The following is a 16182-nucleotide window of genomic DNA, read 5'->3' on the forward strand; positions in this document are numbered from 1 at the left end:
CTCCCTCTTCCGTCAGGGAACCGGCACCGGGGGTCCGGGGGGCGGTCCGTGCTCAGCGCGCGAACGCGCCCTGTCTTGGTGTTCCACGGCGAACCCGGCGGAATGACGAGTGCGCCGCCGGTCACGGTAGTGCTCACGATCGTCGTGTACCTCCTCCGCAGGGGGTGACCACGCGGACCGCTCGGCCATCGCCGTCGGGTGGGGCTTTGTCCTCTGGCCGGACCGCCCGGAGGGCGGGAGACTTGTCCGGGCCCCTACGCCATCCCGAATCCCGCGAGTCGAGCAGGTACCTGATGAGCCTTCCGAGCAGAGGCGGCGTCCAGACGGCGCCGTTCAACCAGCGACTCGCCCTGCTGCTGGCGACGGCGATGTTCGTCCTGGTCGTCGACACGTCGATCATGAACGTCTCGATCTCCGCGGTGGTGGACGACATCGGAGCGACCGTCAGCGGGCTGCAGTCGACGATCGCCCTCGAGGCACTGGTCTCGGCGGCCTTCATCCTGATCGGCGGCAAGATCGGCGACCTGATCGGCCGGAAGCGCGCCTACGTGATCGGGCTGTGCTGCTACGCCATCGGCGCCGTGGCGATGACCCTGGCCCAGAGCCTCCTCCCGATCATCATCTTCTGGGCCCTGATCGGCGGCCTGGGTGCCTCGCTCCTCCTCCCCGCCATGCAGTCCCTCATCCATGGCAACTTCGAAGGAGACGCCCAGAAGCGGGTCTACGCCCTGGTCGGCGCCTCGGCAGCGATCGCCGCCGCCGTCGGGCCTCTGCTCGGCGGCTTCATCACCACGTTCCTGTCCTGGCGCGTCGCCTTCCTGCTCGAGGCCCTCCTCATCGTGGTCGTCCTCTCGGGGATCAGGCTGGTCCGCGACGTCCCGTACACGGGTCCCCGGGAACTGGATGTCGTCGGATCGATCCTGTCCATCGTGGGCATGGGCGGAGTGGTACTCGGCATCCTGGTGTGGCAGGAGGGCGGCGAATCGGTGGGAGCCCTCCTGGCGGTGGGCGTCGTGGGACTGGGCAGCCTGGTCTACTGGCTCGTTCAGCGCAAACGCCACAGCAAGCCGACGCTGCTGGACCCGGACCTGTTCCAGGCGAAGACCTTCCGCTTCGGCGCCACCGGCCAGATGCTCCAGCAGATCGCCCTGGGGGGCACGATGATCGTGCTGCCCATCTACCTGCAGATGGTGCTCGGCTACAACGCGATGGAGTCAGGGCTGTCGATCGCCCCGCTCTCCCTCACCATGTTCGCCGTCGCCCTGCTGGTCGGGAAGAAATCCGGCGCGCGACGCCCGGCGGGTCTCATACAGTGGGGCTTCCTGCTGCTGCTCGTGGGTCTGGCACTGCTGGTCCCGGTCGTGCCGCGCGCGGACTCCGGCTGGTGGCTCCTGATCCCGCTGGTCATCGCCGGTGGCGGGCTCGGACTGCTGGTGTCCCAGCTCAACAACTACACCCTGTCCCCCATTTCGGACGAGCGGGTCAGTGAGGCCGCCAGCGTGAATTCGGCCGCGGGATCCTTCGGTCTGTCGTTCGGGCTCGCCTTCGCCGGCGGGATCATGCTGGCGTCGCTCTCCACCATCTTCATCGGCATGGCGACCTCCAGCACCGTCCTCCCGTCCGCCGAGCAGCAGCAGGTGGCGACGGCCCTCGAAGAGGACGCCCAGGTGGTGAGCAACACCCAGCTCGAGGAGATCCTCGTGGGCCAGCCGGAGGAGATCCAGGACGAGATCATCCGCATCAACACGGAGGCACGGCCCCTTGCCCTCCAGATCGCCCTGTTCGTCCCTATCCTCGCCGGGCTCGCAGGGCTCGTCACATCCTTCCGTATGATGCGGATCCCCGACCCCAAGCCTGCCGGTACCGGCGGGGGGAGCGTCCTGGGCTGAGTCCCCGACCGCCGGGTCGGGGCGTCGCGCCTCGACAGTGGCCTCCGCCGTGGTGCCCCGCGCCGTCGTGCGGTACTGTCCCGAGGAGCAGCAGCCGCGCCACGAATGCGTGGCCTGGGACAGGGGTTCTATGGGTAGCCGGCAGGGCGGACGGGCGTCGCGGCGCCGTCGGGGTGCAGCGGTGTCGGTCCTGGCGTCGGTCGCGACGACCGCCCTGATCGCAGGGTGCGGCGTCTTCGGGTCGGAGGAGCCGGAGCGCCGACCCGGCTCCACCGGGACGGCCGAGACCCCCACGACGGAGCCGGAGCGCCGCGCGGGCTCCGCCGGGACGGCCGAGACCCCCACGGCGACCTCCCCGATCGCCGTGGGTGATTGCATCAATGATCCCGGCATGGAGGACCACTCGGACATCGCCGTGATCCCGTGCGATGAACAGCACGTGTTCGAGGCCTTCGCCACCACGCAGATGCCCGAGGGCGAGTATCCCGGCCAGGGCGGGGCCAACACCGCGGCCACCGACTTCTGCGCCGAGGAGTTCAAGAGCTTCATCGGCGTGGACTACGACACCTCCGTCCTCGAACTGCTCTATTTCTATCCCGTCGAGGAGAGCTGGGACGCCGAGGGCGACCGGGAGATCCTGTGCTTCGTCGCGGAACAGGAGGAGACGCCGGTGACAGGAACTCTGCGAGATGCGGGTCGATAGCACCATTCGTCCATGGATGACGGCCAGAGGCCCCGGATCTTCCGGGGCCTCTGGTGTTTTAGTAACCCGTTGTTAACGATGTTCTGGTTGGCTACTCCTGGGGATAGGAATGTCACCTGCGTCACATACGGTGCACATGCCAACACGTCCACCCACCACGGGTCGGCGGGCTTCACTCGCGGCCGCTGTCGCGGCCATCGTCAAGGAGAAGAAAGAACGAATGGCTAATTCGTCATGGAAGGGAGCGCTCTGTGCGGCGCTGTCGGTAGGGCTCATGGCCTCACCGATGATCGCACTGCCGGCCAACGCGGTCGAGACACCCCCGGGTACGGCGTCCGTCACAGGAGACGGCGTCATCATCAACGAGGCGTACCTCACGGGCGGTTCTTCGGGAACACCCCTCAGCAACAAGTACGTGGAGCTCTACAACCCGACCGACGCTCCGGTGAGCCTCGACGGCTGGTCGCTGCAGTACCGCGCACCGGGCTCCACCGCCACACCCGGTGCCACCGTGCTCCGCGGCACCATCCCGGCCAAGGGCTACTTCCTGATCCAGGGCGGCAGCAACGGTGCGAACGGCGCGGCCCTGCCCGCCCCTGACCTCACCAGCGGCTTCAATCCCGGCGCGCCGGGCGGCGTAATCATCCTGGCGAACCAGACCACCAGTGTCGGGGTCCTGCCGCTGGGCAGCATCGTGGGCACGCCCGGCGTCGTCGACGCCCTGGGTTACGGCACCGCGAACGCCTTCGAGGGCACCGCCGCCGCCACACCGGGCGCGGGCAGCACGAAGTCCGCCAACCGCACCGGATTCGTGGACACGGACAACAACGGCGCCGACTTCACGCTGCAGGACACCACGCCGATGAACGCGACCGGCCAGGCCGGCACGCCCACCCCGACGCCGACCCCGACGCCGACTCCGACGCCGACCGACCCCCCGGTGCCGGGCGTCGTCACCCCCATCCGTGACATCCAGGGCTCCGGCTCCGCCACACCCCTGGCCGGACAGACCGTCACCACGCGCGGGAAGGTCACCGCGGCCTACCCGACGGGCGGCTTCGCGGGCTTCTACCTCCAGGCCGCCGGCAGCTCGGCAGCCGCCGACCAGACCGCCTCGGACGCCATCTTCGTCTACTCCCCCGCAACCGTCGGCTCCGTCGCCGTGGGCGACTACGTAGAGGTCACCGGCATCGCCGGCGAATTCTTCAACCTGACGCAGCTCACCGTCGCCGCAGGCGGCACGGTCAAGCTCACCGAGCCCGCCGAGGAAGCGAAGGCCTCCGCCATCGCGCTCCCCGCCACGGATGCCGCGCGTGAAGCAGTGGAGGGCATGCTCTTCCAGCCCTCCGAGGCCTTCACCGTGGCCGACAACTACGCCCTGAACCAGTACGGCGAAGTCACCCTCGCGGCCGGGGCCGAGCGCCTCCGCCAGCCGACCGACGTCGCACGCCCCGGCACGCCCGAGAACGCTGCGGTCATCGCCGACAACGCCGCCCGGAGCATCAGGCTCGACGACGGTGCGTCCACCAATTTCTTCACCCAGGTCAACCGCGGCGAGGTGCTGCCGTACCTCACGCCGTCGCAGCCCGTCCGCGTCGGCTACAGCGCGCAGTTCACCTCCCCGGTGGTCCTCGACTACCGCAACAGCGCCTGGAAGTTCCAGCCGCTGGCCGAACTCGACGGCGCCCGCCCGGACGGGGTCCAGCCCGTGCAGTTCGCCGGCGAGCGCCCTGCCGCCCCCGAGGAGGTCGGCGGGAACGTCAAGATCGCCTCGTTCAACGTGCTGAACTACTTCGCGACCACCGGTGAGCAGCTCACGGGCTGCACCTACAACACGGACCGCGCGGGGAACCCCATCACGGTGAGAGGCGGATGCGACGCCCGCGGCGCCGCGAACCAGGAGAGCTTCGAGCGCCAGGAGGCGAAGATCGTCTCGGCGATCAACGCACTCGACGCCGACGTCGTCACCCTCATGGAGATCGAGAACTCGGCGAAGTTCGGCAAGGATCGCGACTTCGCCCTCAAGACCCTCACCGACGCGCTCAACGAGCAGGCGCCGGGCACCTGGGACTACGTCCGCTCCCCCGCGGCCCTGCCGGCGCTGGAGAACGAGGACGTCATCCGCACGGCCCTGATCTACAAGAAGGCCACAGCCGAGCCCGTGGGCGAGTCCGTCATCCTCGACGACAACGTGGTGTTCACCAACGCGCGCAAGCCCCTGGCGCAGGCCTTCAAGCCCGTCGGCGGGACCGAGGACGAGACCTTCCTCGCCATCGTCAACCACTTCAAGTCCAAGGGATCCGGTCCGAGCTCGGGCACCAACGCCGACACCGGTGACGGCCAGGGCGCGTGGAACGCCGCGCGCGTGGACCAGGCCCGGGCCCTCGTCGCATTCGCCGATTCCATGAAGACGACGGCGAAGACGGACAAGGTCCTCCTGACCGGCGACTTCAACTCCTACACGCAGGAGGACCCCATGCAGGTCCTCTACGAGGCGGGATACGTCAACCAGGCCGAGAAGGACGACAGCTTCTCCTACGTCTTCTCGGGCCTCAGCGGCTCCCTCGACCACATCCTGGCGTCGCCGACGGCGGACGCCACGGTGTCCGGGGTGGACACGTGGAACATCAACTCCGTCGAGTCGGTGGCCCTCGAGTACAGCCGGTACAACAACAACGTCACCGACTACTACCAGGCGGATCCGTACCGCGCCAGCGACCACGACCCCGTGGTGGTCGGCCTGAACCTCGCACCGGCCGATACCACCGCGGAACTCAACCTGCTGAACATCAACGACTTCCACGGTCGCATCGACTCCAACACGGTGCGCTTCGCCGGGACCGTCGAGAAGCTCCGTGCCGAGTTCGGCGATGAGAAGACGGCCTTCCTCTCGGCCGGTGACAACATCGGCGCGTCCCTGTTCGCTTCGGCGCTGCAGGACGACCAGCCGACGATCGACGTCCTGAACACCCTGGAACTCCGCGCATCCGCCGTGGGCAACCACGAGTTCGACAAGGGCTTCGGCGATCTGACCGGCCGTGTCGCCGACGCCGCGGACTTCTCGTACCTGGGCGCCAACGTGTACACCAAGGGCACCACCGAGCCCGCCCTCGACGAGTACTCGATCATCACGGTCGACGGCGTCGACATCGCGGTGATCGGTGTGGTCACCGAGGAGACCGCGTCACTCGTCAGCCCCGGCGGCATCGCGACCGTCGACTTCGGGGATCCTGTCGAGGCGGTCAACCGCGTCGCGCAGGAGATCGAAGCACAGGACCTCGCCGACGTCATCGTCGCCGAGTACCACGAGGGTGCCGGGGACGGCGCCGTCGAGGGTGCAACCCTGGAGCAGGAAGTCGCAGCAGGTGGCGTGTTCGCCGAGATCGTCACGGAGACGACGCCCCTCGTGGATGCCATCTTCACCGGCCACACGCACAAGCAGTACGCGTGGGACGCCCCCGTCCCCGGCGCCGCAGGCGAGACCCGGCCCATCCTCCAGACCGGGTCCTACGGCGAGTTCGTCGGCCAGATCACGCTGACCGTCGACACCACGACGGGCGACGTCGCGTCCTACACGGCCCGCAACGTCGCACGCTCCACCGAGACGGATGCAGCCCTCGTCGCGGCCTACCCGCGCGTCGCCGCGGTGAAGACCATCGTCGATGCGGCCCTCGCGCAGGCGAAGGTCATCGGCGACCAGCCGGTCGGTGCGGTCACCGGGGACATCACCACGGCCTTCACGGGTGCAACCCGTGACGACCGCGCCAACGAGTCCACCCTGGGCAACCTCGTCGCCGACTCCCTGCGGGCCAGCCTCGCACCGGCCGAACGCGGCGGTGCGCAGATCGGCGTCGTCAACCCGGGCGGGCTCCGCAACGAGCTCTACTACGCTCCGGACGGCGTCGTGACGTTCGCCGAGGCGAATGCGGTCCTGCCGTTCGTCAACGACCTCTGGACCACCACCCTGACCGGTGCGCAGTTCAAGGCGATGCTCGAGCAGCAGTGGCAGCCGGACGGCAACACGCGGTCCTTCCTGGCCCTCGGCCTGTCGGACAACGTGAGTGTCACCTACGACCCGGCCCTCGCCCGGGGTTCGAGGATCACCTCGGTGACGATCGACGGCGCACCGCTCGATCCGGCCAAGGACTACCGGATCGGCACGTTCAGCTTCCTGGCGCAGGGTGGCGACAACTTCACGGTCTTCCGTGAGGGCACCGACACCCGCGAATCGGGACTCGTTGACCGTGACGCGTGGATCGACTACGTGCGCGCCAACAGCCCGCTGTCGCCGTCGTTCGACCGCCGCAGCGTGCAGGTGCAGGGTGCCCCGACCACGGTGAAGGCCGGTGACGCCGTCTCCTTCACGGTGTCGAAGCTGGATCTCACCTCACTCGGCAGCCCGACCAACACCACGCTGGCCGCGAGCTTCGTGGCTGCGGACGGCACGGTCACCGAGCTGGGCAGTGTCCCGGTCACGGCCGGCAGCGCCACGGTGAACCTCACCGTTCCCGCAACGGCAAGCGGACAGGGGCGCATCGTCCTGACGGCCGCTCCGAGCGCGACGACCGTGACCCTGCCGGTCACCGTCGAGGCCGTCACCCCGACGGAACCGCCCGTGCCGCCCGCACCGGAGAAGCCGGAGAAGCCGGTCAAGCCCGTCAAGCCGGAGAAGCCCGTCAAGCCCGTCAAGCCGATCAAGCCCGGCAAGCCGGCCTGCTCCGAACCGACGGCACCGGCCGAGGGCGCGAACAACGGCAGCTGGGTCAGCTACCGCGCGCACCTGGCGAACTACGACCGCTGCCTCAAGGGCTAGGTCGGCCGCCGGTCGCCCCGCGACCGGTCGGAGATGACAGAGGGACCCCCGCCGGTTCGATACGGGCGGGGGTCCCTCTGTCGTTCGACGTGCCGGGTGCGGACTCCGTTGTCCGTCCGGCCTTCCGCCCCTGACCGGAGGCGGGCGTCAGCCCGCCGCCGACGCGTCAGCTGGGGTCCAGGCCTCGTTCAGCTCGGCCCCGGAGCGCCGCTCGCCCGACGACGGAACCACACGCGGTGTCCGCGTCGACGCCCGGTCCAGGACGGCGCCCGCGATCGCGTCGGCGTCGAGCAGGGTCCTGCTGCCCGCCTCCAGCGCCGCGCCGGCGTGGGCGGCGATCGCCGTGCCCCACTGCACGGACGTGAGCTGGAGGCCGATGACGAAGAGGGATTCCTGCTCCCGGCCGGATCGGTCGACGGCCCGGTACGGCGGCGGGGTGACATCCAGCCCGTCGGAGGTGACGGGGGTTCCGGTCTCCCCCATGAACGTCGCCGGCCGGACGATCCCCTGCTGCAGCATCTGGCGCATCAGCGGGGAGAGGCTCGTGGACACCCGGTTCGCCGGCATCATCGCCTCGACGAGATAGTGCGCCGTGAACGAGTCCCCCGAGACCCACGGTGAGGCAGCCCGGAACAGACCGGCCTCCGGGTCGAAACCGAAACCGGGGTTGGGCCCGACGAAACGGACGATCCCGGCCCGGACGAGCGCCGCGAGCTGTGCGATGCGCAGCGGGGGCGGGCCGCTCGCAAGGCCCTCGACCAGCGGCTCGAACCACCCGCGCAGCTCCGCGTTCCAGGACGAGACGGAGATCCCGCCGTCCGCCACGGCCTGCTTGATCACCGTGCGCCCGGCATTCAGGGCACCGATCGCCATCTTGAGCGGGTCGTCCTCGCCCTTCGCCGACCCCGCGGCATCCGCGTCGAGGTAGGCGAGCACCGTCGCGGTGAAGGCTGCGCCGTCCGCGAAGCGACGTCCGGCGAAGGGGTGGGCGAGGGCTTCGACGTCGAGCCTCAGCTCCACCGGCACGGCCCGCGCGACGGCCTCCCCGGCGGCGGCCTCCCAGCCCGGTCCGTCGCTCACGAGGGCAGCATCGAGTCCGGCGAGGAACGTATCGGGCGGCGTGAGGAGCGCAGCAGGCGCGGTGCGGCTGAGGGTCGAGTAGTAGGTCCAGAGCACGTCGCGGTGCAGGAGGGGCCAGAGGTCGTGGTCGAAACCCGGCTGGACGCCGGACGCCCGGAACGCGAGGGCGTGTTCGGGGGTGCAGAAACGCAGCACGACGCTGCGCGGGAAGTACGAGTCGAGGGACGCCTTCGCACGGTAGGGGACGCCGCGTCTCGACCCGGCCACGAGGCGGGGCTCCTTCCCGGACGGCGTGTAGACGAGCCGACCGTCGTCCTCGCTGGAGAACCGGCCGCCGCGACCCTCCGTCAGCTGGATCATGGCGTCGAAGAAGTTGAGCCCGAGTCCGCGGACCAGGACGGTCTTCCCCGCCGGAAGGCGGTTCCAGGCGACGTCGGCCGGGACTGCGGGCGGCCAGTACTGCAGTCCGTGCCGCGCCGCGGCGTCCTGGAGCCGGCCCTGGTCCGGGGTCAGGGTCGCCGCGAGATGGCCGAGCGCCAGGACGACGTCGTCGGCATCGAACTGCGACCCGTCGTCGAGGGTGATCCGCCACTCCCGGCCACCGCGTCCGGCGGAAGCGTCGCGGTGTCGAGCCGCCGCGCTGTGGTCGAGGCCGACCGCCTCGTTGCGGTGATGGACCACTGCGACACCCGGCGGCGCCGTCCGCACCACCTCGGTGAACACCCAGGCGAGGTACCGGCCGTAGAGCGCCCTGCTCGGGAAGTCCCGCGAGGCGAGTCCCCTGCATTCCGCCACGTCGTCGCCGTCGAGCCCCGGGACGAGGCCGGCGACCGCACGCTCGCGCCACGCGTCGAAGGACAGCCCCACGGACGACTCCGGGATGCTCGCGGCCGGGGCCCCGACCGGCACCACCGTCGGATACAGGCAGGGCGTGTTCATCAGGAAGAGCCGTGACTGGTCCGGGCGCCAGACGTGGCCCGGCCCGGGGTCGTGCGGTTCGACGACGCGGATGACCAGCGCGGGAGCGGACGCCCCGAGGGCCCGATGTCCGGCGATCAGCCGCTCGACCACGGAGGTGCCGCGAGGTCCACCACCGATGACGGCCACCTGTCGTGCGTCCTGATTCTCCACCTTGCAAGAGTATCCAACGTGGCGCCTGCGCCGGTCCGCCGGGGATGCCGGGCTTGGTGACGCTTCCACGTCCCTGCATAGGATGGGCGCATGACGCTGCACACGGATGACCCCGCCATGACGGACGACCCCTTCCTCTGGCTGGAGGACATCTACGGCGAGCGCCAGCTCGACTGGGTGCGCGCCGAGAATGCCCTGACGGAGGATGCGCTGGTCACCCCGGACTTCGGGGTCCGCGAGCGCGGGATCCTCGAAGTGCTCGACTCCACCGACCGCATCCCGATGGTGGGCAAGCACGGCGACTTCTACTACAACTTCTGGCGCGACGCCGCGCACCGGCAGGGCATCTGGCGTCGCACGACCTGGGAGAGCTATGCCTCAGACGACCCGCAGTGGGAGCTCCTCCTCGACGTCGATGCCCTGAGTGCCGCCGAGGGCACGGACTGGGTCTGGGGTGGCGCGCTCTTCCTGCGCCCCGCGGACGGCGAACCCCACGGGCGGGTCCTCGTGGTGCTCTCCCCCGACGGAGGCGACGCCGCACGGTACCGCGAGTTCGACCTCGACACCCTGGCCTTCGTGGACGGCGGGTTCGACATCCCGGCGGCCAAGAGCCGCATCACGTGGGCGGGGCCGGACACCCTGTATGTCGGCACCGACTTCGGGCCCGGCTCCATGACATCGAGTTCCTACCCCCGGACCGTCCGCACCCTGCAGCGCGGCGGCAGCCTGGACGACGCCGACGAGTACTTCGGCGTGGACGAGGACCACATGATGGCCCTCGTCCTGCACGATTCCACTCCCGGCTTCGTGCGCGATGTCGCCGTCGACACCATCGACTTCTACACGCGCCGCACCTACCTCCGGCGGGACGGGTCGTGGCGGCTGATCGAGGTGCCGGAGGACGCGAGTATCTCCCTGCACCGCGAATGGCTGATCGTGCGCCCCCGCACGGACTGGACCGTCGACGGCAGCACGCACGCCGCCGGGTCGCTGCTCGTCATCGGGTTCGAGGCGTTCCTCGCCGGCGGGCGCTCCTTCGCCACCGTGTTCGCCCCTGACGCGTCGACGTCCCTGCAGTCCTGGAGCTGGACCCGGGACTACCTGCTGTTGAACCTGCTGCGCGACGTCTCCTCAGAGATCCGCATCCTCGACCCCGCGCAGGGCTGGGCGGCGGAACTCCTCGACGCCTGCCCGCCGCTGCACTCCGTGGACGCCTACGCCGTCGACGACGAGGACGACGACGCCGGCAACGACTACTGGCTGATCGCCACCGGCTTCCTCACACCCTCGACGCTCTACCGCGGGACCATCGGCGGGGACCACACCGCCGTCAAGTCGTCGCCGTCGTACTTCGACGAGGACCGCTACGCGGTCGAGCAGCACTTCGCGGTCTCCGACGACGGCACGCGGGTCCCGTATTTCCAGATCGCCGCGAAGAACCTGGTGCTCGACGGCGGGAACCCCACCCTGCTCTCCGGGTACGGCGGCTTCGAGCACTCCATGACGCCCGCCTACAGCGGCGTGATCGGCCGCGGCTGGCTGGACCGCGTCACCGACGACGGCCGCGCCGGTGTCTACGTGCTGGCGAACATCCGCGGCGGCGGCGAGTACGGACCCGCGTGGCACCGCGCAGCCCTGCACGCCGATCGGCACCGCGCGTACGAGGACTTCGCGGCGATCGCCGAGGACCTGGTGCGGCGCGGCGTCACGGCGCCGGCCCTGCTGGGCTGCACCGGTCGGAGCAACGGCGGCCTCCTCGTGGGCAACATGCTCACCAACTACCCGCACCTGTTCGGCGCCGTCTCCTGCGGTGTCCCGCTGCTGGACATGCGCCGGTACACGAAGCTCTCCGCCGGGTACTCGTGGATCGCCGAGTACGGCGACCCGGACAAGCCGGAGGAGTGGGAGTACGTCCGGACGTTCTCGCCCTACCACCTGCTGCGCGACGACGTGGCCTACCCGAAGACCCTGATCTGGACGGCGACGAGCGACGACCGCGTGGGGCCTGTCCAGGCCCGCAAGATGGCCGCGAGGATGAAGGACCTCGGCGTCGGGAACGTCTGGTTCCACGAGGCGCTCGAGGGCGGGCATGCGGGTGCGGCGGACAACCGGCAGGCCGCAAGGATGCACGCCATGAGCTTCGAGTTCCTCTGGCGGGCCCTGACCGGCTCCCTCTGACCGGCGGCGATCCCCCCGCCCCGCCCGACCCGTCGCCGGTCCGTCCGGGGCCGGGTGCCTGTTTTGCTTGTGCCGACACCTTCCGGGTAGCCTTGGGACGCTAGCGATAGCCGATGGAGACGTGCCAGAGCGGCCGAATGGGCTTCACTGCTAATGAAGTGTGGGCCTAAAGCCTACCGGGGGTTCAAATCCCCCCGTCTCCGCTGGAAGAGCCCCTAGAAATAGGGGCTCTTTTTTGTGACCTTCCCGTAGGATCGAAAATCCTTCCCGTGGCGCTCGGATTAGTGCGCAAACCCCGTAGACAAGCTTCACTACCGGGGTAATGTCAGGGAATGACAACGAAGAAGGAAACGATCAGACACCTGGGTCGACTGATTAGTCAGGGTCTGCAAGACGCGGGACTCACACAGGCTATGGCAGCGGAGAAGTTGGGGACGTCGAGGCGTTCAGTGAGCAACTGGGCTGCGGGTGACTCGTGGCCGACCGCGAAAGTCCGAGCACAGCTTGAGCAGATCCTGGGGTGGAAGGAGCACTCGTTGCAGGAGGCGTTGGCCTCGTCCCTTGGTGAGCATGGGATTCCGTTGACGACGTTCACTGACGCTCATATGAGGGGTAAGGGTGCGTCCGAGACGTGGCCGCAGGCGAGTACGGAGGCGTTGGTGTCTGAGCTATTGCGCCGCTTTCACCGGCAGGAGGACAGGATTACGAAGTTGCAGCGTGAGTTGGCGTTGGTAAAGGAGGAGGTGCTCGCTCAGCCTGACTCTTCATTGGCCGCGCATCGCACGGGGCCGTCGATGATCGCCCTGTGGCGGGCGGAGGCCGAGGGTGAGAGCCGTACCGTCTAGGAATTGCCGCCGGGGTGACGCGGGCCCGTCGGCGTCCGGACCCTACGGTGCTGGCCGGGGACGGAGCGCGCCGACGGTTGTCCCGTTCTCCGGTCGGACGGCGTCCCGTGTCCGGGGGCCCGCCAGCAGGAGCACCAGGGCCACGAGGTAGGCCACCAGGATGGGTGGCTCGTTGGGGTCAGCGGCTGTGGCACCCGGGATGCCGGCTCGGGACTGGAAGGCGAGTTGAGCCATATAGCTGAGCTGCTGCAGCGTGCCGGAGGCCAGGAGGGTCCCGCCCAGGAGGTAGCCCCACGGTTGCTGCCGCCACAGCTGGACCGCAGCGAGCAGGTAGGCCGGCACGATCAGGACGAGGTCTGCGGCGTAGGACAGGTGCAGGCCGGAGGCAGGCTGGACGAGAAGGCCCTCCGACGGGACTGTCCCCGTCAGGGCGAACCGGGACGCGTAGTACGTCCAGATGCCACCCAGCCCCAGGCCCAGCAGACCCAGGACGATCGCGGCTGCCCGGGCGGGGAGGCGGTGCCGGAACCGCCGGGCCAACTCCTCCTGGTCCGCGCTGCCCAGGGCGAGGGCGAGGGCGTAGACGGCCATGGCCAGGACGGCCGCATGGAGCAGGAAGGAGGCGGTGAATCCCAAACCAAACACGAACAGCGTGTAGGTGTAGAGGGTATAGGCCAACGCCCCGGTCCAGAGGATCCAGCCCCGCAATGATCCCCGGGTGGCCAGCCACAACGATCCCGCAAGCGCCGGCACGGCCACTGTGAGGGTCACAGCGTCCATGCCGCGGAACATCGCCACCACCGACGGCGGCTCCTGATACAGGCCACGCACCGTCAGACCCATCAGGCTGGACGCCAGCAACAGAGCGGCGATGGCAGCGGTCAGCAACCGAGGAATCCGCCCGGGGCGGACAGGCACGATGCTGTGTGGCTGGTCGGCAGAGGCCGGTGCCCGTCCGCAGTCACGGCCGGTGTCGTCGCTCGCATGCACCGGCCGGGCACGCGAGCGAGCCCGCCGCGCGAACGCAGCCGCCTTGGCGGCCGCCCTGCGGCACAGGGCGATCACGCGTCGTGCCAGGGATTCTTCGGCGAGGGGAGGAACGCTCATGCGGATCAGACTCCTGATGCAGGCAACGGCACGACGAGCGCGAGGTCCACGGTGATGGACCGGCGGGGCAGACACCAGCATCACCGGCGTCCGCCGCGCCGGGCAGGGCCCAATGTCCCGAACCGCACCCGACACCCCGGATGCCCCCGGCGCTACACCCAGCCCAGCCGACACCTCAGCGCCAACAGCAGCGCCCGGGATGCCCCGCAGCAGCCCTGAGTGTCAACGCTCCCCCGGCCCCGCCGACGCCCAAGGGCTGCTGCATCCAGCCCCGCCGACACCCCGGAGCTACGCCTTGAGCGCCAGTGCGAACGGCAGCACCCCGGACGCCCCGGCAGCGCGCAGCGCCCGCCCGGCCTCCGTGATGGTCCACCGGCTGTCCGCGAAGTCGTCGACGAGCAGCACCGGCCCGGGGTTCGCCGCGAACCATGCGGCGCCCTCGTCAGGGACGGCGAAGTGATCCCACACGGAGGCGAGCCGGAACGCGCTGTTGCCGCCGGGCTGCCCCTGCGGAAACCCGTGCGGCGTGGTCAGCTGCCCGAGATAGGGGATGCGGCCCACACCGGCGAGCGCTTGCGCCAGGGACCCGACGAGTTGGGGACGCCGCCGGGAGGGGACGCTGACGACGGCCACGGGCCGCTCCTCCCAACCCCACTGGGCCAGCACGCGCACGACGGCTTCGACGACCGCCGGATCGAGCGGGGCGTCGGGTGTCGCGTCCGCCAGGAGTTCGCGGAGCCTGTTGCCCCAGCCGAGGTCGGTGAGGCGTGCGAGGGCGCGGCCCGGAAGGCTGACCTCGTCCGGCTTCAGCTTCCCCTTGAGTGGCACACCGAGCTTGTCCATGCCGGACGGCCACTGGCCGCGGGGCTCGAGCTCCACGCCGACCCTGCTGAGGGCCTGGTTCGCGGAGTCGGATGCCTCGCGGGCCACCTCGTCCGAGTACCAGGGGCCGGCGCAGTTGTCGCAGCGGCCGCAGGGGGTGGCGGCGGGGTCGTCGAGGGACCGCGAGAGGAACTCCATGCGGCAGGCCGTGGTGTTCTCGTAGTCGAGCATCGCCTTCTGTTCCACGACGCGCGCCTCGCTGATGCGGCGGTACCGCTCGGCGTCGTATTCCCAGGTCGCCCCGGTGCCCTCCCACCCGCCGGTGACCTTGCGGACCGCGCCGTCGACGTCGAGCACCTTGAGCAGCAGCTCGAGCGGCGAGCGCTTCAGGTTCACCCGGGTCTCGAGTGCGGGGGTGGACAGGACGACACCGGGCTGGAGGGCGTCGATCACCCGGAGCGCGGCGTCCTGGGACGGCATCGAGGCGGTGGCGAAGTACTCCCAGATGTCGCGGTCCTCTGCGCCGGGCAGCAGCAGGACGTCCGCGTTCGGCGTCCCGCGCCCGGCGCGACCGACCTGCTGGTAGTAGGCGACCGGGGACGAGGGCGCCCCGAGGTGCACCACGAACCCGAGGTCGGGCTTGTCGAAGCCCATACCCAGGGCGCTCGTGGCCACCAGGGCCTTCACCTCGTTGTTCTTGAGGGCTGCCTCGGCGGCCTCGCGGTCGGCCGGATCCGTGCGCCCGGTATAGGCCCGGACCGCGTGACCGTTCTCCCGGAGGAGACGCGCGGTGTCCTCGGCGGCGGAGACCGTGAGGGCGTAGATGATGCCGCTCCCCGGCAGGTCCGAGAGGTGGGTGAGAAGCCAGGCGAGACGCGATCGCGGACTCGGCAGGCGCAGCACCCCGAGCCGCAGGGACTTCCGGGCGAGCTCCCCGCGCAGCGTGAAGACGTCGGTGCCGCCCGCTCCCAGCTGCTCCTCGACGTCCTTCACCACGCGCGAGTTGGCGGTCGCGGTCGTGGCGAGCACGGGCACCCCGGCGGGCAGCCCCATGATCAGCTCACGCAGGCGCCGGTAATCCGGCCGGAAGTCGTGCCCCCAGTCGGAGATGCAGTGGGCCTCGTCGATCACGAGCAGGCCCGTCCGCCGCATGAGTTCCGGCAGGTGCTGCTCGCGGAAGGACGGGTTGTTGAGGCGCTCGGGGGAGACGAGGAGGACATCCACCTCGTCGGCCTGCAGCTTCGCGGTGATGTCCTGCCACTCGGTCTGGTTGGCCGAGTTGATGGCCTGCGCCCGGACACCGGCCCTGGCCGCGGCCGCGACCTGGTCCCGCATGAGCGCGAGGAGCGGCGAGACGATCAGGGTGGGCCCCGCGCCGCGCGCGCGCAGGAGCAGGCTCGCGACGAAGTACACCGCCGACTTGCCCCACCCGGTGCGCTGGACCACCAGCGCGCGTCGGCCGCCCTCCACGAGGGCCTCGATGGCCTCGAACTGTCCGTCGTGGAACCGTGCGTCCGGCGACCCGACGAGGGTGGTCAGGATATCGGTGGCTTGCTCGTTCAGCGTGGTGGTCGGCGACATCTCCCCAGTATCCCAGCCGCCTCCCCCACTCCC

General features: G+C 69.9%; 8 protein-coding genes and 1 tRNA gene. 6 read left to right on the forward strand and 3 right to left on the reverse strand.

What is annotated here, in order from left to right; genetic code table 11:
* Positions 1 to 293: 293 nt before the first annotated feature.
* The 3 genes from AC4D2F_RS14530 (at position 294) to AC4D2F_RS14540 (ending at position 7405) form a co-directional block, all read left to right on the forward strand.
* Positions 294 to 1889 (forward strand): MFS transporter, encoded by a 1596-nt coding sequence (locus tag AC4D2F_RS14530; RefSeq protein ID WP_490911168.1) that lies wholly within the window; start codon positions 294 to 296, stop codon positions 1887 to 1889.
* 37 nt (positions 1890 to 1926) lie between these two features.
* A complete protein-coding gene (locus AC4D2F_RS14535) occupies positions 1927 to 2592 on the forward strand; it encodes a septum formation family protein (RefSeq protein ID WP_490911169.1) in 666 nt (221 codons plus the stop codon).
* A gap of 220 nt (positions 2593 to 2812) precedes the next feature.
* Positions 2813 to 7405, forward strand: coding sequence for an ExeM/NucH family extracellular endonuclease (locus tag AC4D2F_RS14540; RefSeq protein WP_490911170.1), 4593 nt, complete (start codon positions 2813 to 2815; stop codon positions 7403 to 7405).
* Positions 7406 to 7552: 147 nt separating this feature from the next.
* Here AC4D2F_RS14540 and AC4D2F_RS14545 read toward each other — a convergent pair whose 3' ends face one another.
* A complete protein-coding gene (locus tag AC4D2F_RS14545; RefSeq protein ID WP_490911171.1) occupies positions 7553 to 9616 on the reverse strand; it encodes an FAD/NAD(P)-binding protein in 2064 nt (687 codons plus the stop codon).
* A 90-nt stretch (positions 9617 to 9706) separates the two neighbouring features.
* Here AC4D2F_RS14545 and AC4D2F_RS14550 point away from each other — a divergent pair, with 90 nt between their 5' ends.
* The 3 genes from AC4D2F_RS14550 to AC4D2F_RS14560 all read left to right on the forward strand — a co-directional run bounded on the left by AC4D2F_RS14550 (position 9707) and on the right by AC4D2F_RS14560 (position 12639).
* A complete protein-coding gene (locus AC4D2F_RS14550; RefSeq protein ID WP_490911173.1) occupies positions 9707 to 11794 on the forward strand; it encodes a prolyl oligopeptidase family serine peptidase in 2088 nt (695 codons plus the stop codon).
* A 115-nt stretch (positions 11795 to 11909) separates the two neighbouring features.
* Positions 11910 to 11997, forward strand: a tRNA-Ser gene (locus tag AC4D2F_RS14555).
* A 129-nt stretch (positions 11998 to 12126) separates the two neighbouring features.
* Positions 12127 to 12639, forward strand: coding sequence for a helix-turn-helix domain-containing protein (locus AC4D2F_RS14560; RefSeq protein ID WP_490911174.1), 513 nt, complete (start codon positions 12127 to 12129; stop codon positions 12637 to 12639).
* Between the two features lie 42 nt (positions 12640 to 12681).
* Here the strand turns inward: AC4D2F_RS14560 and AC4D2F_RS14565 are convergent, their stop codons facing one another.
* Positions 12682 to 13746: a hypothetical protein gene (locus AC4D2F_RS14565; RefSeq protein WP_490911176.1), complete on the reverse strand. Its 1065-nt coding sequence runs from the start codon at positions 13744 to 13746 to the stop codon at positions 12682 to 12684.
* 288 nt (positions 13747 to 14034) lie between these two features.
* Positions 14035 to 16149: a RecQ family ATP-dependent DNA helicase gene (locus tag AC4D2F_RS14570; protein ID WP_490911178.1), complete on the reverse strand. Its 2115-nt coding sequence runs from the start codon at positions 16147 to 16149 to the stop codon at positions 14035 to 14037.
* Positions 16150 to 16182: the final 33 nt, after the last annotated feature.

This window comes from Arthrobacter sp. TJ-263 (assembly GCF_058269155.1).